Below are 19,283 nucleotides of genomic sequence, written 5' to 3' on the forward strand. Positions count from 1 at the left end.
TTGACAGTTGACAGTTGACAGTTGACAGTTGACAGTTGACAGTTGACAGTTGATACCGCAGTTTCGATCGCCCTAAATCCCGCTTCTTAAGGGAGACTTTGAGAATACTCCTGCCCCCCTCTTGTTAAGGAGGGTTAGGGTGGATCGAAGGGCTAATCGTCAAGCAGTAGTACGTTATCCCTGAAAAGAAACAGACATTAGGAGGCCACAATGTTAAACCAGAACAATAGCGAACCTGAATTTGAGTCGATCGACAATTTCCACCAAACTCAACAATCAGACATACCGCACACTGAGTCAGGAGACAGCAGATTAACTCAAACCCGCATTCGCATTCGCATTCCCAAACAATACCATCAGGAACCTGTTATCTCTAACCTGATTTCGGAACACGGTTTAAAGGTGAATTTTAATGCAGCTTTGTTGGGTGGCAAAACTTCCGATGACCAATAATTTTTTGATGGTACCCGCCACGTGATTTATCCGTTGAATCAATCCCAAATCGAAAATCTAAAATCCTCTCTTCCCCCGAATTTATCCGTGGGGTTAATCTAAAATCTAAAATCTAAAATCTAAAATCTAAAATCTTGAAAGTGCTCTGATTTATCTGAATGATTTAGATGTGGAAATCTGGAGCAATTCCAATCATCCCGATGAAGAAACTTGGTAATTGGCGATCGATCCAGGCTGTACAGGCTCGCGCAGCCGTGTTGGTTATTAGTCAAAAGCTAAAAACGAATAACTTTGGAATCAATACCCTAAAAAATAACATCAGATTGTAACTAATGGCGATCGCTCGCCATTAGTTATTTTTTGCTTGACATTTATGACAATACGTTGTACTCGTTCGAGTCTAATGACATTAAAAACTGAGTACAAGCTTGACTCAAATATTTTTGTAAAAGCCGGAACAACAGCCCCCTTGAAAACTTCTACACAATCAAACTAACTTCAGTATATCCTATAGGGAGCACAAAAAAAACGTTTTGTCAATCTTCCAGGTAGGTGAAAGTTAGGGGCGATCGTCTTCGAGAGCTTCGCCAACGACAAAATCTACCCTAAAATTAAGATATCTCGCTGCTGCGTTTGGTTTGTGCTATGAATTTAATGTGTGTGTGTACCAGAGGAATTTAATCATGGAACTCTATAAAGAACGGAAACACCAGATAGTTTTTGCGGATTCACAAGTTAAAGATTGCGAAAGTTTAACAAAAACCGCGAATTCCGATACAGAAGTTATTATTCTCAAGGCCGATCGCGACGGCATCAAGCAAATCGCCGAAACACTTAAAAAACGGAAAAACATTGCAGCCGTCCACATTTTGTCCCACGGCGCAGCAGCCAGCCTGCAACTGGGCACCACAGAGCTCAATCTCAGCAATATTGAAAGCTACCGGAATTATTTAGAAACATGGTTTGCTTTGCCAGCAGCGGAAGCAAACTCGAACTCTTCAACTACTGCTAAACCAGAAATTCTGCTTTACGGTTGCAACGTCGCCGCCACAGAAGCCGGTGTTGCCTTCGTCCAAAGGCTGAGCCAGCTCACGGGAGCAAATATTGCCGCATCCGATAACTTGACTGGCAGTGCAGCCTTGGGCGGAGACTGGGAATTGGAAGTAACTACGGGGAAAATAGAAACACCTTTAGCATTTTCCCAAGAGGCGAGGGAAGCATATAGCGGAGTCTTAGTCGCTACATTTAGCGAACTGCAAGATGCGATCACTCTGGCTAACGCTTTGCCGAATCCAGATACGATTCTCATCACCGGCAACATCACCTTCGCGCCCGGACAAGTTCTGCCGAGAATTTCCACTCCCATCACCTTTACCGGCGGCGGTTTCGCCCTAAATCTCGGCAATAACCGGGGCTTCTTCATCGACAGCGCCACAGCCCCAGTCACATTTTCCAACCTGACAATTACGGGCGGCAGATCCGCAGGTGCTGTCGGTACAGGCGGTGGCGGCGGTGCAGCCGGCATGGGCGGTGCACTATTTATCAACAGCGGGGCTGTCACAGTTAACAGCGTCACCTTTAATGGCAACAGTGCTGTGGGTGGCGCGGGCGGCGCGGCTCCCGTTGCTCCAGCAGTAGCAGGCGCGGGTGGGAACACCGATTTTGCAGCTCTGTTTCCCTTCGTTTCCGCAGGTGGCCCAGGTCTCAACGGTCTCACAGGTTTGACAAGCCTCGGCCCTGGTGGCCCTGGTGGCCCCGGCGGTACGGGTGGCAATGGCGGGGCCGGCAGCGGCGGATTACCAGGTACTGGTCTTAACGGCGGCATCGGAGGCGCTGGTGGCGCTGGTGGCGCTGGTGGCACTGGTACTAACGGCGGAGTTGGTGGTACCGGAGGCACTGGTGGCGCTGGTGGTCTCGGAGGCGGTGGTGGCCCTGGCGGTGCTGGTGGCGCTGGTGGCGTCGCGGGCACTGGCGCGGCAGGTTTACCGGGCGCTGGCGGTGTTGGTGGTGCTGGTGGCTTCGGTGGCGGTGGCGGTGGTGGCGGTGTTGGTGGCAACGGCGGCGCTGGCGGCTTCGGTGGCGGCGGCGGACGCGGTACAGTAGGTGGAGCCAGCGCTGTTGTCGGAGCTTTCGCTCCCGGCGGTGTCGGCAGCGCAGCCGGCGGCGGTGGCGGTGCTGGTTTGGGCGGCGCAATTTTTGTGAATGCTGGCAGTTTGACCCTGAACAACAGCACTTTCTTCAGCAACACAGCCACGGGCGGCGCTGCTGGCGGTGCTGCCGCTACACCCGGCCAGGGCGCAGGGGCCGCGATTTTTGTTAACAGCGGCGCTACTGCAACTCTGACTAACAACACGATTACTGCTAACAGTGCTGCTGCGACTGCTCCTGCTCTTGCTGTGGGCGGGGGTATTGCTACTAACGGCGGTGCTGTGAATGTCAGAAACACTATTGTTGCTGGCAATACTGGTGGCGCGAGTCCTGATGTGTTCGGAACCTCTTTCGCCGCCACCAGTATCAAGAATTTGATCGGGAACATTGCTGGTAGCAATTTACCTGCTACCCAGCAATTGGCGGCGACTGTTCCTCTAGCTAATGTACTCGCACCTACCGCAGCACTGAACCAGGCTACAGGCGTTCCCTTCACTTATGCTTTGGCTGATAGCACTGCGACAGTGATTAATCCGGCGATCGATGGCGGAGATGTGGCGGCTGGGGCGGCTGCTGGCGCGACTGACGAGCGGGGTACTGGCTTTCCTCGGACGATCGGCGCTGCTGTTGATATCGGTGCCTACGAGTACGGCCCGATCGTCACAGGCGTCAAATACAACGACCTTAACGGTGACGGCGTTCGGCAGGCGGCTGAACCCGGTCTCCCAGGTTGGGTAATTTCTGTAGGCACGAAGAGCGCTACCACCGCAGCCGACGGCTCTTACACCCTCCGCGACGTAAAAACAAATACTGCGATTACAGAAGCCCCGCCCGCTGGAACGCCTCCCACTGCTTGGGTGCAGACTGTCGGCCCGACTCCGCCCTCTACAGGTATTGTGAATGTCACCGGCGCCAACTTCGGTAATTTCCAAAAAACTACGATCGCGGGCAAAACCTTCAGCGACCTCGCAGGCAACGGTTTCACTCCCGACGACACCGTATTAGCTGGCGTCGTAGTCAATCTCTACAAAGACACCAACGGCGACGGCATATTCCAAGCCGCCACAGATACAGTTGTCGGCACTCCGCAAACGACTACGGCAACAGGAGATTACAGCTTCGCGGACATCGGCCCGGGCAAGTACCTGATACAAGCCACTCCCCCAGCCAACTCCAGCATCTCTTTCCCCGCTGGCGCAATTCCGGCTATTCCGGTTACTACCCAAAGCGGTCTTGCCGTCACCGGGCAGAACTTTGGCATCTTCAAAAACATCACTATCACAGGTCAGAAGTTCAACGACCTCAACGGGAATGGGGTCAAAGAGGGGGCCGAACCAGGATTAGAAGGCTGGAAAATCTTACTAGAACCACAGACCTTTATCGGCACAGCAGTACCGCGATCGACTACCACTGATGCCTCTGGGAATTACACCTTTACTGACGTTGGCGCTGGTACATTCCTCCTGCGGGAAGAGCAAAAGACTGGTTGGCAGCAAACTTTCCCTGTTCCCCCAGCGGCCACGAGGCTTACTACCGCAAGTGGCGTTAACATTGCCAACACCACCACCCTTCCTACCAACTTCGGGAACTTCCAGGTTGGCAAGATCAGCGGGATCAAATTTAACGATCGCAACAAAAATGGTGTCCAAGATGCTGGCGAACCAGCGCTAGCAGGCTGGAGAATCTACCTAGATGCCAACAACAACGGCACGCTAGAGCCAACCGAAACCGCTACTGTTACCGATATCACCGGTAAGTACCAGTTCAACGACTTGCCATTCGCCACCTACAACGTCCGGGAATTAGTAGAACCAGGCTGGACGCAAATCGCCCCCGCAGCCAGCGCCACCGCGCCTACCCTTCCAGGTGCGTATACTATCCCTCTCACCAGCGGTCAAGACTCCCAAAACAACAACTTCGGCAACTTCTTCGAGGCGAGCACGATCAGCGGTCAAAAATTCAATGACCTCAACAACAACGGCGTTAAGGATGCCACAGAACCGGGTCTACAAAACTGGCAAATCTTCGTAGACACGAACAAAGATGGAGTCTTCCAACAGGGCGAATTGACTACCATCACGGATAAGGATGGCAACTACACTATCAACGACGTACCCGCAGGTACTTTCCAGGTAAGGGAAGTCCAGCAAACCGGCTGGACGCTGACAACTGCGCTCCCCGCCGACGTTGTTATAGCTAAGGCCGGAGAAAAACCCACCGGCATTAACTTCGGCAACTTCCTGCCCCAACCGGGCCAGATCCGCGGTCTGAAGTTCCAAGACAACAACAGAAATGGCGTTCAGGATGCCGGAGAACCGGGTTTACCCAATGTCCAAATTCAGTTAACCAAAGTCGTAGCTCCCGCGCCAGGAGCTCCTGTTGCTGTTCCGGTTACTACTACCACAGACAACAGCGGCAACTACCTGTTCGCGAACCTAGCGCCGGCAACCTACCGCGTTCGGGAAATCGCGCCAGTTGGTTTCACTCAAAGCAGCCCCAACCCCGCCGACATCGTGCTGGCTTCGGGCGCTATTGTCAGCGGCATCAACTTCGGGAATTCGGTTATAACAACACCGACACCTTCACCAACGCCGACACCGACGCCAGAACCACCTGGCAGGACATCGCCGACACCGACGCCTGCGCCGACGCCAACACCACCGACACCAGAGACGCCGACACCGCCGACACCGCCAACACCACCGACACCAGAGACGCCGACGCCGACACCGACGCCGACGCCGACACCAGAACCGACGCCGACACCGACGCCGACACCTTTAGTGACAGATTTGGTTTGTCCCGATTCTTTCCCCAGGGTTACCCCTCCGAATCTGCCCCCCAGTCCTTCGCGCAACGGTGTCATCAACGGCACTAACGGCAACGATACCCTCGTGGGCAGTGCCAATGCTGACTCTATCTTCGGGTTAGGCGGCGCTGATTTGATCTTCGGCCAAGAGGGCGGCGATTACATCAATGGCAATACCGGCAACGATACTATCTATGGTGGCAAAGATAGCAATACTATCTTCGGTGGTAAAGGCTTTGACCTGATCTTTGGCGATCGAGCTAACGATACTCTTTACGGCAATCGGGGCAACGACTCAGTAAGCGGCGACGACGGCGATGACGTATTGTACGGCGGCAAAGGCGACGACGTGCTATTGGGAGAAGCCGGCGACGACGTGCTATTGGGCGATCAAGGTAATGACACTCTCTGCGGTGGCGACGGTAACAATACCTTACTGGGCGGCAGCGGCGATGATATACTCTTTGGTGGCACCGGCGATGACTTGCTGTTTGGCGGCATTGGCAATGATACTCTGATCGCTAACGGCAACCGACAAGACTTTGTATTGGCAGCGATTCAGGGAATTGACACGATTATCAACTTTAGACCAGAATCTGATTCGATCCAGTTGGTGGGAGGCTTGGACTTCAATCAACTGTTGTTAACCGAAACTAACGGCTCAACTGCGATCGCGATCGCCAGCACCAACCAGACTTTGGCTATATTGGCGGGCGTTGTCCCCAACCGGTTAGCGGCAAGCAGTTTTAACGTGCTGGTGGTTTAATCTGTAGTCCTTAGTAGGCATTGGTTTCAACTTAACGTCAAACGTAGTGCCTGTCTGGCGATCGGGGCCAGATCCCCCCTAGCCCCCCTTCTTAAGGGGGGGACAGGATTTTTCTCAAAGTCCCCCTTCTTAAGGGGGATTTAGGGGGATCGACGCTCAGGGTAAACGAGAGATACAAAGGTTTTCGGGGTTAAGTTGACACTAATGCTATGTAGGATGCGTACTTCGCGCACCCTACTATTACCCGGACAATCAGGATGAGGGGAACGAAATTCCGTTCCCCTTTTTTGCTTAAATTTGTTGGAGATATTTCAGCAAGTCGGCCATTTCTTGCGGGCTCGGCTGAAACTGTGGCATTGGTGGGGTTCGCCCGCTGGTGACTTGGCGGATCAGCTCGAATTCGGATTTGCGCTCTGAAACTCGGTGCAAGTTGGGCCCAACTTGAGTCTCTCCGACGGATATGTGACACCCCGCACAGTTCATTTGAAAGATGGCGGAACCCTGAAACTGGTCGCCAGCAAGGGACAGCACGCTTTTGACGTAGGGATCGGCAACTTGAAACTGACGAATTGTCATCGTCGCCAACACGATCGCAAGCAACAGCGCGATCGCAAATATGAGCAGTCGCTCGATCGGGTTTTTAATTTCATTCGTGGCAATTTGGTGATTCAAAGGAGTGCAATTTTAAAATAGTATCTACAAGAAAATTTATTTCTCATCACATAGCTTAATCGTTTCCAGCGGGGATATCAAGATCACAGACCCCCAGAACTCCCAAGAATGGGAAAATTCATCTGTCTCAGTGCTGGTAATATTAAAAATAGATTGTTAAATCTTAACGTTAAGGAGCTCTCATGGTAGAACCGCTGCTTTCAGGTATTGTTCTGGGTTTAATCTTTGTTACTCTGGCTGGGCTGTTTTTTGCTGCTTACCAGCAATACAAGCGGGGCGATCAGTTGGGTATCAACAAGTAAAAGGGCCTAAGTCCCTCGGTGAAGCGGAGGGAGGAGATGGAGGAGAGGGGGAGAGGGGGAGAGGGGGAGATTGGAAAAATCTTTCTTCTTTCTTCTTCAGTCTTGCTTCTGTCAACTGTCAACTCTTGGGAGCATCTCAGTTTTGCATTTACAGTGCGAGCATCCCCGCTGGCGTATTTTACAATACGCGAGCGGGACGCTCGCACTACAAGAAAAAAAATGCTTTTTACAAAACTGAGATGCTCCCCAACTCTTCCCTCTTTCCTCTTCCAACTGTCAACTGTCAACTGTCAACTGTCAACTGTCAACTGTATCGATCGAGAATAGCAGCAGTTTCCACGCCTGTCTTTTCCCAGCTAAACTGTTTTGATCGGGCCAAACCGAGTTCCCGCAAGTGCGATCGAGCTTTGGTATCTATTGCCAGCTCGTGCATAGCAGAGGCTATTTCTGCGACGCTGTACGGATTGACTAACGATGCTGCGTCCCCCCCGACTTCGGGCATCGAAGATAGGTTAGAAGTGATGACAGGAGTGCCACAGGCCATTGCTTCGAGCACCGGCAGACCGAATCCTTCCCAAAGACTGGGGAATACAAGGGCGATCGCCCGGTTGATGACTTTCGGCAAATCAGCCGCGGGGAGGTAATTTAGGAATTTTACGCGATCGGACAATCCCAATTCTTGAACCTGGGCCTTCAGCAGCGGCGTATAGCGTTTATCTTCCGATCCCGTTATCCACAATTCGTACTCGGAATTATTAGGTAAAGCCGCAAACGCTGCTACAACTCGCTGGACGTTTTTATGGGGATTGTGGCGGCCCATATACAGGAAATAATTGCTAGTTGGTAAGTCTAGAAACTTAAAAAAACTGGTATCGTAGCCGGGAAAGATTCGTGTAATTAAAGAACTTGGAATCTTACAAAAATTAGTAATATCATTGGCGGTTGACTCGGAATCGCAGATGATATGTTCAGCTTGCCGCAATACTTGGGGAATGTAGTAGCGGTGATAAACTGCCAAAGGATCGAAGCGGCGGGGAAATCGTAGGGCTATTAGGTCATGTACTGTAATTATATACCGACAACCGCTAAATAGAGGAGCTTCGGGAATTGGCGAAAATAACAGGTTAGATTTTAGCTGTTTGTAAATTTTGGGAATTTGGGTTTGTGTCCACAGCAATCGGTTGATGTGTCCTCTGCTTCCTTGTTCTGGTGTGAGGTTCGCTGGGATTTCGTAGCAGTTATTATTGGGAAATTTTTGGGCTGTTAGTAAGGTTGGATTGAGGGTTTTTAGGTGGGGAAATAGGTTTTTAGCATAGATGGCTAATCCGGTTGGTTCGGAAATTAGGAAGGAGAGATTAATTAGTAGGTTGGATTCGGGGTTTGGCATATAATCAGATGAGGATTGCGGTTTTTTGATTGGGATTTTTTTTTGATTAACCGCAGAGGGCGCAGAGGGCGCAGAGAGAGAAAATAGAGAGAGGCAGGATTGAGAGATATTGTTGTAAGATTTATGAGGATTGCGGTTTTTGGTTGGGATTTTTTTTGATTAACCGCAGAGGGCGCAGAGGGCGCAGAGAGGAAGAGAAGGAGGATTTAAAGATATTGTTGTAAGATGTTGGCGGTTGCTTGTCCGGTTTTGTGCCAGCTAAATTCGGCCGATCGCGCTAAGCTAGATTTTTTTAAGTGCGATCGCACTTTTGAATCTGTGGCTACTGTTTGCATGGCTGCGGCTATTTCTCCGACGCTGTAGGGATTGACTAATAATGCCGCATCTCCGGCTACTTCTGGCATCGATGACAGGTTGGAAGTGATGACTGGTGTACCGCAGGCCATTGCTTCTAAAATCGGCAAGCCGAATCCTTCCCAGAGTGTGGGAAACACCAGGGCGATCGCCTGATTCATCAGTACGGGCAATTGCGAGTAGGGAACGTAACCGAGAAACTTTACTAAAGATTGTAAGCCCAATTGTTCCACTTGTGCGATCGACTGCGGCGTGTAGGCGTTGGGAGGCCCGGCTAGCCACAATTCGTAATTTGTGCGATCGGCTAAACTTGCAAATGCAGCAATTAATCTTTCTAAGTTTTTGTAACTATCGTGTCTGCCGGTATAAAGAAAATAATTTTTTGCTGGCAAGTCGAGACAGCGAAAATTAATATTATCACAAGCTAGGGGAATTGCGGTCATTTTCTGACGCGAAATCTGGTAAAAGTTAGCAACATCTGTCGCCGTTGCTTGAGAATCGCAAATAATATGTTCGGCTTGTCGCAAAACCTGGGGTATGTAGTAGCGGAAATAAGCTGTCAGCCGAGATAACTTTTGGGGGAATCGCAAAGGAATTAAATCGTGAACCGTAACTATGTAGCGGCATTTGGAATATAAAGGTGCTTCAGGAATTGGCGAAAATATTAGGTTTGAATCCAATTTATCGTAAATTTTAGGCAATTTAAATTGAGTCCACAGTAGTCTATTAATTTGTCCTTTCGGGCCTCGATCCGGTGTGATATTATCGGGGATTTGATAGCAACTATAATTCTCAATTTGCTGGGAAGTGAGTAATGTTGGTTCTAGGTGTTGCAGTTGCGGGAAAAGATTAGCTGCATAAGTTCCGATTCCCGTGGGTTCGGGAGTTAGAAAGGATAAATTTATTAACAGTTTATTGGACACGTTTTGAGTAAAAATAAACTTGTGATTAGTCGATATTTGATATCAAATCAAGTCGATTTTCGGCGATATCTGTGGGGAAATGGCACTCCCTCCGCTACGCTTCGCCCATTGGTGTCAACTTACGATCAAAAACTTTTGTATTTATCGTTCGCATCTGAGTCCAGATCCCCCTAAATCCCCCTTAAGAAGGGGGACTTTGAGAATACTTTTGTCCCTTTTTAAGAAGCAGGACTTTGAGAATACTCTTGTCCCCCCCTTTTTAAGGGGGGCTAGGGGGGATCGAGGCTTAACTTAACACTAACAGACACTGCCACGTCCTTACCCACAGCTATATCTGTATGCTTAAGGTCGATCGAGTATTTGAGCAATCTCGCCTGGATTTGGCAGCCGAATTGTAGCATATTCCTGGTGAATAATCTCAAAAAAACTCTTGACTTTGTGTTCAAAAGGTGCGAGTCTAAAGTTCTGACTGCGTTGCTGTGCACCAGCTTGAAGTTCTGCTAACAAATCGGGATGAGCAATTAGTTGATGTGAATAGCGGCAAAGTTCCTCAACCGTATTGAACAAAAAGCCCGATCGCCCGTGTTCGACAATTTCCGGTTGTCCACCGCCACAAAACGCGATCGGAGCACAACAGTTTTGCATTGCTTCAACAGTCGCCATCCCAAAATGCTCAAACCTTTGGGGATTGACTTCACCCAAACCGCAGCCATGCCAAAATATACTCGATTTAGCATAAAGCGATTTTACCTCATCTAAGGAACCATTGACTTTAAGTTCGATCGCCCTTGAATCCTGCTTCAACAAATTCTGAACCGTCTTTAAATAAGGATTTTTCGGAACACTGCTACCCGCTAAAATCAGCCGCCATCCTTGAAGTTCATCTGGATAATTTACTAGCAAACTGCGGAAAGCTTGGATGAGTTCAATTTGCTTTTTTGTTCCTCCAGCTTCAAACTGTCCCACAGCTAAAATTATCTTTTCCTTCGACACTTTAGCTGTAGCCATTTCCACGGGCGGATACAGCATAAAAGTGGGTTGCAAATTCCAACGTTTCTCCAACCACTTGACAGTAAATTGACTGTTGGCAATAATAAAAGTGTAATCATCCACAGCAAAATGACGGTTGCGAAAAGTATTCGGGAAGTGGCAGAAAAATACTGATATCGGCGACAGCGGTTTGACTTTTTCGAGTTGGTTGGCGTTGACAAAAATATCGTAATTTTTGCTTTCTCTGGCAATTTCATCAAAGGGATTTTCCATATCCTCAGCGATGATACTGGAATCGATGCACTGCATTCCACGTTTCTCGTAAAACTGCAACGGAATAATCTTGATTTTGCATCCTGAAACGTTGATTCCGTACCACGACTCTAAGTCGGAAACAGCCACGGGTTTGTTGGCGATAAAAGTAATCTCAAATTCATTTTGCAGCAGCGAGGCGATGGTAGCGACGTATTTTTGCCCGCCGCCGATAAAATGCAGTCCGTGATCGTAAATTGCGATCGACATTTTGCGATCGCCCCTAACCACCTCCAATCGAGGTAAAATGCGATCGACCTTCATTCTACTGTAAATCACCGCCAACTTTTCCGTCAACTGCGGCAGTACCGCTGCGACGATTTCCGGTTTCTGATAATCTAGCAGTTTTTTAATCGCGAAAAACAAACTCTCGAACAGCAAATCGTACTGCTTGTTACTAAAAAAATCCGAAGTATGAATCGATTTCACTAATTGCAGAGGTTCGTGTTTCGCCAAATACAAAAATCGATTGCGGTTGCAGAAATACTCGGTGAGTTTGCTACCTTTACTCGAACCTCGATACTCGTGATGGGCGATAGCTGCGGGAGTATAAAGCATTTTCCAATCGCGTTTTTGGCAGCGTTTGGAAAACTCTACATCTTCAAAATACATCACAAAATCTTCATCAATCGGCCCGACATCTTCCAGACATTCTCTGCGGAAAAGCACCGCCGCCCAACAAAGCCCTTCTACTTCCCTTTCTGTATTATACTGTCCCGAATCTTTTTCGCCAAAACCGACATCTTGCCAATAAAAATTAGGTAATTGCTGAATGCCCGCGCTGTTGATTCGCCCGTCTTTAAACAGCAATTTGCCACTAGCTGCACCAACTTTATTGTCAGTTTCTAGGCGTTTAACTAATATTTCCAGCCAGTGACTGTCAAGCGTTGCATCGTTATTGAGAAAGCCGATGTATTGCCCTTTTGCTTCGCTGATGCCGAGGTTGAGGGCTTTGGCAAAGTTGTTGGCGGTATTCACAAAAATGCGAACTTTTGGAAACAGTTGGCGCAAAGCATTAACCGAATCGTCTTGAGAGCAATTATCAATTACAATTAAATCGAGTTGTGATTCTGGATACGCAAGTTTTTGTAGGGATTTCAAGCAGTCTTTGGTGTGGCGCAGACCATTATAGTTAACTATAATAAATGAGCATATAGGAAGTGTAGTCATCTTTGATGCTTTATGGTTGTCGATCGCCCAATTGAGCGCTAATCTCCTCTAAAATAGCAGTATGTTGCTGCTGTACTGCTTTGATTTGCTCTACTTCAGACTGAAAATTTGCGATCGCCTGTTGTTGACTCTCAAGCTGCGCTGTCACTTCGGGAAACCCGCTGCTGAATTCCGATGTAAGTTTTTTCTCTAGAGTTTGTTGATTTTCTTGCAATTTTTGCAACTGTGTGCTCAAGGTTTGCACGACGCGGGTATTGGCGAAATTGTAAATTACTTGTCTGTCTAGTACGGGCTTGAGCAATTTTCGGACAATTTTTCTGACGGCGATGACTGCGGAACCGAGCCGCCTTTGGTAAGATGTAATTGGAATGTTATAAATGTCAAAGCCCGCTTTGAGAAGCGCAATGTCTTCGTCATCTTCATTTTGGGCGATCGCACTATTTGGTCTTTCCGACAGCGACAACTCAGCAATACCAATTCGCGGCTCCAAAGTTTGCCGCAGTTTATCTATAATTTGTTGAGTCGGTATTTCTTCGTACTGCAATCTTCCGCCTCCTTTAAATTTATGGTGCGCCGAGGGGCACCATCTCGTAGACGTAGCAACGCGCACCATCGGGTAAATTGCCGCTACGAGAATAGTGCAAATCCTAAGTTATACTAACTCGATTTGACTGTCATCACCAATCATAAACCGCAACGCTTTAGGACGCGGCGGCGCATTTGTGAGTTGAGCTCGCTGTCCGATCACGCTGTCAACAATTCGCTGGTGAATGCCAACAATTTTCGCCCCTTGCAATATTACACTGTGTTCGATATCAGCATCAACCATCGTCACGCGATCGGCAATACTGCTGTAAGGCCCGATAAAGCAATTTTCAATGCGGCAATTTTCCCCAATTACCACAGGCCCGCGAACTGTAGAATTAATGATTTCACTACCTTCCCCTACTTGCACTCGCCCGATAATTTGACTTTTGGCATCTACTTTTAATTCAGTTGAAGCTACAATACAGCTATCTAAAATGATTTGGTTTGCACTCAGCAAATCATCTTTTTTCCCGGTATCCAACCACCAACCATCTAAATTGCAGGCTTCTACGTGTTTTTCTTGATTGATTAGCTGTTGGATAGCATCAGTAATTTCGAGTTCCCCGCGGGGCGAGGGTTGAATTTGATCGATCGCCTCGTGAATAGTAGGAGCAAAAAAGTAAATCCCCACCAGTGCTAAATTAGACGGCGGAACTATGGGTTTTTCTACTAACTGTAAAACTCGCCCATTCTCATCAACCTTTGCTACACCGAAAGCACTGGGATTGGGAACTGGGCGCAGCAAAATTAGAGCGTCTAGTTTTTGCTTATTAAAATTCTCTAAAAACGGATCTAGCTGACTCTGAATTAAGTTATCTCCTAAATACATAATAAATGGAGAATCACCCAAAAATGGTCTCGCAATTTTTACTGCATGAGCGAGTCCCGCCGGCTCTGATTGTAAGATATAAGTAATTTTTGCACCGAAGCGAGAGCCATCTCCTGTTTTCGCCTTCACCTCTTCACCTGTTTCAGGACTAATAATAATCCCGATATCCGTAATCCCAGCCGCCACAATGCCTTCAATTCCGTACCACAGTATAGGCTTATTTGCCACAGGAACCAACTGCTTAGCACCCGTATAGGTGAGGGGACGCAAGCGTGTTCCTTTGCCGCCAGAGAGGATGAGTGCTTTCATTGGTGAAATCTAAGTTATCCTTTAGAGTTTGCGGTGCTGGCTTGATTTGCCTGCACTTGTTAGCTCTCGTTAATTTTAAAGCACGGCTACCCCGCTGGCAATAGCTGACCCAAAAGAAGGAAGAATTGACAGTTGACAATTGACGGTTGACAATTGACAGTTGACAATTGACAGTTGACAGTTGACAGTTGACAGTTGACAGAAGGAAGAAGTAATCAAAGCAGGGGTTTCAGGAATCAAGAAGGTTTTCAGTATAGCAACCGCCACATGGGTGAAGACATAAATAACTTCATGAATAGAGTCGATTCCCGTTCTGCATCAATGATTTGATTCCCGTTCTGCAACTGTCAACTGTCCACTGCTATATCTTAGCGGTTGCAATCCAAATGATTTATGGCGATCGAGCATTCAGTCATTTAAAATCTAAAATGGTTTAATAGCGGCCGTATCGGGCGATAACTTGACTACCACTATTCTTGTTATTTGTCAACCACGCCCACATCTGATCGCCCACAGAAAAATGCCACCACTCGTTAGGATGTTGCTCAAAACCAGCAGCTATCATCGCATCTTTCAATATTTGCCGGTGCAGGTGGTATTGCTGTTGTTGCGCGTCCTTGCTATTACCAAAATAATCGGGATAAGAACGTTCTGATATTTCATCAATCGGAGAACCCATATCAATTGGTCGATTATGTTCATCGACTAAAGTTACATCTAAAGCTGCACCTGTACTGTGAGGAGGAGGCGTCGCGCGATCGAGGCTCGGCACAGCCCAAAATTGATACACGTGTTCTATAATTACTTGGCGTTTGTCTTCGGAAACCGGAAATTCGCAGCCTTGAGCTACGGCAATTTGATTGAAAGTATAATCTACCATAAATTGCTGGACTTCCACGGGTCGATAAGCATCAAATATCAGAATTTTCCAATTTTGATGATTTTGCTGTAGCTGAGTTTGAGCTGCTACTAAACTATCTACAACTCCTTGCCGCAAATAGTAAGGTGAATCTGCTTTGCTGTTGTGATAGGGAGCACCCAACTTTTGATAAGGGTGCGGAATTTCAAAGGCAAAATCTTCTGGTGGAATTGGGACTAAAGGCTCGCCGCATTCGTCAATTTCTATTTGCTGATATGGTTTCATATCAAGGTTTTACCTACTTAATTATTACTGGTGAACTACAATTGTATCGCGATTCATTTCTATCAATGAATGTTCCTCAAACATTTCAACCAAATGCGGCAAATTATTCACAAATAAGTCTATAAGTTGGTTGTTATTTATGTTGCCAGTCGTCAATATTAACAGCTTGTAAGGTTGCTGGCTAATCAGAAATGAATCGAGAAAATCTCGATCTTTGGTGATAACAATTCTGCTTTCTTGCATTGAAAGCAAGTTAATTTCTGAATCGGGAGTTGCGTTGAGTCGAGGTAAATCCTTAGTATGAATAGTATCGCAACCAGCAGATTGCAAAACGCGTGCCAGACGTACTGGTAATTGTGCATCTACCAAAAACTTCATTACACTAATACTCGATATATGCTTTTCACTTGAGTCAGCCGTGCTGCAAATAGCAAAGCAGCTAGAATATCTTCATGTTCTAAATCATCATAATCATCTATAATTTCTTTAGCATTCATACCTGAACTAAGTAATTCAAGAATCAACTCTACTGGATATCTGAGACCGCGAATACAGGGTTTTCCGTGACAGATATTTGGATCGAGTGTGATGCGTTGCAAAAGTTGGTTGTCCATGTTTTAGGAGCCACTGTTAAATATATTCTAAGAGAGAGCGTAACTCTAGCTCGGTTTGTAGTAAAGACTTTAGTGCTCAAAAAAATCAGCGGACTAAAGTCCTCACTACAAACATTTAAAAAAATCCTAACTTTGGCGGTAAGCAACTACCGCATAAAATGGATCGCCGCCTCCCATCCCCAGCATTTGCATAAAACTCGGCAAGCTAGACTGTTTAGCAATTACTTCCGGCTTGCTAAATCCGGGTATATTCGCTCCTTTGACGGAATCAAAGTAACCCTGGACTAATTTTACCCGATCGCCCTCCGAACCTTCCCGCCAAGCCGCAATTGCTTTCTGATAAAACATCCGGTTGGAAAAACTGATAATTGCGACGCCCCCCGGCTTCAAAATCCGGTGCATCTCGGCAAAAATCGCATCCGGGTTTTGCAAATACTGCACCGAAACGCAGTTGACAACCGCGTCAAACTCTGAATCGGGCAGTGGCAATTTAGGATTTGCGTTCAAATTCTGCACGAAATAATGATTCAGTCGGGGATTTTTTGCCAACTCCTCTTCATTCATGCCGTGCCCTTCGACATGAGCAAATTCCATTTCCTCGGGCAAGTGAGACACCCAACTGCTCATCATATCAAAAATCCGAGTATTCGGTTTCAGGCGTTCCCGATACAAGTCGGTTAGTTGCTGAATGAATCCCTCGTCTACGTGCGTCACAAACCGGGGATAGGAATAAAACAGATTGTCGTCGGTGTCGTCTAACTTGGTGCGCTGATTTCCTTGGAGTGGCATAACGTGCGATGTGCGATCGTAACTTTACTCTTCTTATTTTACTAATAATTAAGAAATGTAAACAGATTCCCCAGGATGGACTTTCCGGGACTCGCCTGATCCAATTTTAAATCATTCTCTTCAGAGTTTACTCAGTATTTTTATTATGCAAGACTCTGCTTCATTCAGCTTGTCACCACAGATTCCGGCTCGTTTATGCGTTGATTCAGAACTAAGAATAGCTGAATGAGCGGCTTCAAAATAAGGCATGAGCTGGCTCTTTATAGACGGATCGATCGACTCATTTTTTTTTAAATCATCACACAGGCTAGACACGGCGCATTTGGCATCACTCATCATTGTTGTTTCGTAGGCTTCTTGCACCTCGGATTGGGCGTTCTTTAATTGCTGAATGATTTGATCTATTTTTTTTCTTTGCTCTTCGCACATCACATTAATCACTCCTTGAGAGACTAAATTATATAGGAATAGAACAAATTATTATCGTCGGTATTATTGAACTTGGTGTACTGATTTCCTGGGACTAGAATAAAGTGCGATCGCAACTTTGAGCTTCCTATTTTAGGAATAATTAAGAAATCCAAACAAGTTTGACGAAAATTTAGCTGTTTTTTGCGATCGAGCGTGGGCGATCGCCCTCATTGTACTGACTTACTTGCTGCCGACTCCATCTCAAATCTCAAATCCGATGACCGAAAATCCGCGATCGCCCCTTGACAGCTCCCAAATAACATCTTACACTAATAATACGAACGCTAAGTAATAAGCCGATGGTTACTATATCCACAGTCGATCGCAAATATCTAGCTAGGTGGCACGATGTTCTCGCCCCCCACAGCCTGGGCTACCGCATCAAACTGCTAGGGCAGCTAGGGACTCGCAGGTTGCAAGAGATACTCGAACCATTTGGGCTGACACCATTTCACTGGTTGGTACTGTGCTGCTTGTGGCAAGAAGACGGCTTGCCAACTTCCAGCATTGGCGACAAACTGCAACAGGTAGGCGGTACACTCACAGGCGTGCTCGATCGCATGGAAGAAAGAGGCTTAGTCCGCCGCGAGAGAGACACGCGCGATCGGCGGATTTGGCGAATTTGGCTAACGGATGCAGGCAGGGAACTGCAAGACGTGCTGCCACCGCTGGTGGCGGAGATCCGAGAGAAGTCAATGACTGGCATTTCCAAAGCCGATCGAGAACTCTTCTCCCAATTGATCGATCGGGCGATCGTCAATCTTTCCTAAACCGCCAACAAATAGCTCTTTCGACTGAAGCGCAGCAGCATCTACCTCAACTACATTAAAAACAACTCAAAAATACTACGCACTCTTAAAAAAAGCAGTCTTACTAAATAAAAACTACGTACCCTAACCAAACGACATCTTACTAAAGTATCAGGAGTCAAATACCATGAAAGGCACAAACGAAATCAACCCAGAAGAATTCAACGGTAACGGCAAAGGCAAAGCAGTAGCCCTCTTAGAAAAGCCGATCGACAACACCATAGCAAAAAGCCTACCAGTAATCCCCGCGCCAGAAACAGAAATCAGCGCCCCCGCAGAGCTAAAAACCAGCCCAGAAACAGAAATCCAAGCACCCCTGCCGGCGCCGGAAACGCCGAAGAAAAAAGCCCCGAAAGCGATAATTTTAGCAGCGCTGGGCATCGGGGCGATCGCAGCAGGCAGCTTTGGCTACAATTATTGGCAATACGCCTCCATCCACCAAGAAACCGAAAACGCCACAGTAGCCGGACACATCCACCAAGTCAGCAGCCGCATCAACGGTACAGTCGGCGAAGTCTTAGTAGAAGATAACCAACAAGTAAAACCGGGCCAACTGCTGATCAAACTCGACCCCCGCGACTACCAAGTTAAACTGCAACAATCCCAAGCAGCCTTAGAAAACGCCCGCCGCCAAGCCGAAGCAGCCCAAGCGAATATTTCCCTAGCCTCTCAAACCAGCCAAGGTAAAACAGCCCAAGCCCAAGGAGATATCGGCACCGCCAACGCTGGCATTTCCACCGCCCAAGCAGCAATTAGGGAAGCCCAACAAGGCGTACCCGCAGCCGAAGCTGCTGTCGCTCAAGCTGAAGCCGGCGTACCCGCAGCGCAAGCCAAAGTCGCCCAAGCTGAAGCCGGAATTCCCCAAGCCCAAGCTAAAGTGACGGAAGCCGAAGCCGGTATTGCCGCAGCGCAAGCTCAGCTAGTGCAAGCGCAAGCTAATCTCGTGAAAACGCAAGCAGATTATAAACGGTACGAAAGTTTGCAGCAAGAAGGTGCGATCGCCGGCCAGCAACTAGACGCAGCGAGAGCCGCCTACGAAGTAGCCCAAGGCCAAACCACCGCAGCCCAACAAGGAATTGCCCAAGCTAGAGCCAGGTTAGCCCAAGCCAAGGAAGGCGTCACCGCAGCGATCGCAGCAGTAGCGCAAGCTCAAGAAGGAGTAAAGCAAGCTGAAGCTCAAGTCGCCCAAGCCAAAGTCGGCATCGCCAGCGCCCAAGCTAAAGTCGCTGTAGCCCAGGAAGGAATCAGCACCGCCGAAGCCAAACTGGCTGCATCGAAGGGCGGATTGCAACAGGCTCAAGCTACGGGCGAGCAAACTAAGGTCAGTCGATCGCAGTATGATGCTGCTAAGGGACTTCCAAATAAATAATCATGCCAATACTGGCTCAGGGCGGTAAAAAATATCGATAAACCATTTACCGAGATTCAAGGGTTTGTCGTTGAC

Annotated in this window: 16 protein-coding genes; 5 read left to right on the forward strand and 11 right to left on the reverse strand. The window is 47.8% G+C overall.

The features are described from left to right. Positions 1 to 210 precede the first annotated feature (210 nt). Positions 211 to 453 carry an NIL domain-containing protein gene (locus JGK11_RS26950; protein WP_363319666.1) on the forward strand — a complete coding sequence of 81 codons (243 nt, stop codon included), beginning with the start codon at positions 211 to 213 and terminating at the stop codon, positions 451 to 453. Between the two features lie 683 nt (positions 454 to 1,136). Continuing rightward, positions 1,137 to 6,176, forward strand: a complete 5,040-nt coding sequence (locus JGK11_RS26955; RefSeq protein ID WP_293213585.1) for an SdrD B-like domain-containing protein — start codon at positions 1,137 to 1,139, stop codon at positions 6,174 to 6,176. A gap of 291 nt (positions 6,177 to 6,467) precedes the next feature. On the opposite strand, the gene JGK11_RS26960 is transcribed toward JGK11_RS26955, so the two are convergent. Then, on the reverse strand, positions 6,468 to 6,848 hold the full coding sequence (locus JGK11_RS26960) for a cytochrome c (RefSeq protein ID WP_293213588.1): 381 nt from the start codon (positions 6,846 to 6,848) through the stop codon (positions 6,468 to 6,470). Positions 6,849 to 7,030: 182 nt separating this feature from the next. Here JGK11_RS26960 and petG point away from each other — a divergent pair, with 182 nt between their 5' ends. After that, positions 7,031 to 7,150 (forward strand): cytochrome b6-f complex subunit V, encoded by a 120-nt coding sequence (gene petG / locus JGK11_RS26965; RefSeq protein ID WP_006632329.1) that lies wholly within the window; start codon positions 7,031 to 7,033, stop codon positions 7,148 to 7,150. Positions 7,151 to 7,454: 304 nt separating this feature from the next. Here the strand turns inward: petG and JGK11_RS26970 are convergent, their stop codons facing one another. The 10 genes from JGK11_RS26970 to JGK11_RS27015 form a co-directional block, all read right to left on the reverse strand. Beyond that, complete coding sequence (locus JGK11_RS26970) at positions 7,455 to 8,537, reverse strand: glycosyltransferase family 1 protein (RefSeq protein WP_293193274.1); 1,083 nt, start codon at positions 8,535 to 8,537, stop codon at positions 7,455 to 7,457. 206 nt (positions 8,538 to 8,743) lie between these two features. Further along, the gene (locus JGK11_RS26975; RefSeq protein ID WP_293213590.1) at positions 8,744 to 9,814 is read right to left on the reverse strand and encodes a glycosyltransferase family 1 protein; all 1,071 of its coding nucleotides are present in this window, start codon (positions 9,812 to 9,814) and stop codon (positions 8,744 to 8,746) included. A 342-nt stretch (positions 9,815 to 10,156) separates the two neighbouring features. Continuing rightward, complete coding sequence (locus tag JGK11_RS26980; RefSeq protein WP_293213592.1) at positions 10,157 to 12,286, reverse strand: glycosyltransferase; 2,130 nt, start codon at positions 12,284 to 12,286, stop codon at positions 10,157 to 10,159. 10 nt (positions 12,287 to 12,296) lie between these two features. Beyond that, a complete protein-coding gene (locus JGK11_RS26985; protein WP_293182890.1) occupies positions 12,297 to 12,830 on the reverse strand; it encodes a hypothetical protein in 534 nt (177 codons plus the stop codon). A 108-nt stretch (positions 12,831 to 12,938) separates the two neighbouring features. Then, on the reverse strand, positions 12,939 to 14,012 hold the full coding sequence (locus JGK11_RS26990) for a glucose-1-phosphate thymidylyltransferase (RefSeq protein ID WP_293182892.1): 1,074 nt from the start codon (positions 14,010 to 14,012) through the stop codon (positions 12,939 to 12,941). A gap of 433 nt (positions 14,013 to 14,445) precedes the next feature. After that, on the reverse strand, positions 14,446 to 15,156 hold the full coding sequence (locus tag JGK11_RS26995) for a M15 family metallopeptidase (protein WP_293182894.1): 711 nt from the start codon (positions 15,154 to 15,156) through the stop codon (positions 14,446 to 14,448). Between the two features lie 24 nt (positions 15,157 to 15,180). Next, entirely contained in the window at positions 15,181 to 15,534 is a 354-nt protein-coding gene (locus JGK11_RS27000) for a DUF5615 family PIN-like protein (RefSeq protein ID WP_293182896.1), read from the reverse strand. After that, positions 15,534 to 15,770 carry a DUF433 domain-containing protein gene (locus JGK11_RS27005; protein WP_293182898.1) on the reverse strand — a complete coding sequence of 79 codons (237 nt, stop codon included), beginning with the start codon at positions 15,768 to 15,770 and terminating at the stop codon, positions 15,534 to 15,536. The genes JGK11_RS27000 and JGK11_RS27005 overlap by 1 nt, the downstream gene beginning before the upstream one ends. 126 nt (positions 15,771 to 15,896) lie before the next feature. Continuing rightward, complete coding sequence (locus JGK11_RS27010; RefSeq protein ID WP_293197373.1) at positions 15,897 to 16,559, reverse strand: class I SAM-dependent methyltransferase; 663 nt, start codon at positions 16,557 to 16,559, stop codon at positions 15,897 to 15,899. A 120-nt stretch (positions 16,560 to 16,679) separates the two neighbouring features. Next, entirely contained in the window at positions 16,680 to 16,991 is a 312-nt protein-coding gene (locus tag JGK11_RS27015) for a hypothetical protein (protein WP_293213595.1), read from the reverse strand. A 338-nt stretch (positions 16,992 to 17,329) separates the two neighbouring features. On the opposite strand from JGK11_RS27015, the gene JGK11_RS27020 reads away from it, so the two are divergent. Together JGK11_RS27020 and JGK11_RS27025 are read left to right on the forward strand one after the other, a co-directional pair. Next, entirely contained in the window at positions 17,330 to 17,800 is a 471-nt protein-coding gene (locus JGK11_RS27020; protein ID WP_293182904.1) for a MarR family transcriptional regulator, read from the forward strand. A gap of 166 nt (positions 17,801 to 17,966) precedes the next feature. Beyond that, positions 17,967 to 19,208 (forward strand): biotin/lipoyl-binding protein, encoded by a 1,242-nt coding sequence (locus JGK11_RS27025; RefSeq protein ID WP_293213598.1) that lies wholly within the window; start codon positions 17,967 to 17,969, stop codon positions 19,206 to 19,208. Positions 19,209 to 19,283: the final 75 nt, after the last annotated feature.

The sequence above is a fragment of the Microcoleus sp. PH2017_34_RAT_O_A genome (genome assembly GCF_020737885.1).
Classification (GTDB): Bacteria; Cyanobacteriota; Cyanobacteriia; order Cyanobacteriales; family Microcoleaceae; genus Microcoleus.

What these genes read in the sequence shown, in the direction of transcription:
- JGK11_RS27020 (WP_293182904.1), top strand. Translation starts at nt 17,330, where the DNA reads ATGGTTACTATATCCACAGTCGATCGCAAATATCTAGCTAGGTGGCAC.
- JGK11_RS27000 (WP_293182896.1), bottom strand. Translation starts at nt 15,534, where the DNA reads ATGAAGTTTTTGGTAGATGCACAATTACCAGTACGTCTGGCACGCGTT.
- JGK11_RS26950 (WP_363319666.1), top strand. Translation starts at nt 211, where the DNA reads ATGTTAAACCAGAACAATAGCGAACCTGAATTTGAGTCGATCGACAAT.
- JGK11_RS27005 (WP_293182898.1), bottom strand. Translation starts at nt 15,770, where the DNA reads ATGGACAACCAACTTTTGCAACGCATCACACTCGATCCAAATATCTGT.
- JGK11_RS26995 (WP_293182894.1), bottom strand. Translation starts at nt 15,156, where the DNA reads ATGAAACCATATCAGCAAATAGAAATTGACGAATGCGGCGAGCCTTTA.
- JGK11_RS26970 (WP_293193274.1), bottom strand. Translation starts at nt 8,537, where the DNA reads ATGCCAAACCCCGAATCCAACCTACTAATTAATCTCTCCTTCCTAATT.
- JGK11_RS27025 (WP_293213598.1), top strand. Translation starts at nt 17,967, where the DNA reads ATGAAAGGCACAAACGAAATCAACCCAGAAGAATTCAACGGTAACGGC.
- JGK11_RS26955 (WP_293213585.1), top strand. Translation starts at nt 1,137, where the DNA reads ATGGAACTCTATAAAGAACGGAAACACCAGATAGTTTTTGCGGATTCA.
- JGK11_RS26980 (WP_293213592.1), bottom strand. Translation starts at nt 12,286, where the DNA reads ATGACTACACTTCCTATATGCTCATTTATTATAGTTAACTATAATGGT.
- JGK11_RS27010 (WP_293197373.1), bottom strand. Translation starts at nt 16,559, where the DNA reads ATGCCACTCCAAGGAAATCAGCGCACCAAGTTAGACGACACCGACGAC.
- petG (WP_006632329.1), top strand. Translation starts at nt 7,031, where the DNA reads ATGGTAGAACCGCTGCTTTCAGGTATTGTTCTGGGTTTAATCTTTGTT.
- JGK11_RS26990 (WP_293182892.1), bottom strand. Translation starts at nt 14,012, where the DNA reads ATGAAAGCACTCATCCTCTCTGGCGGCAAAGGAACACGCTTGCGTCCC.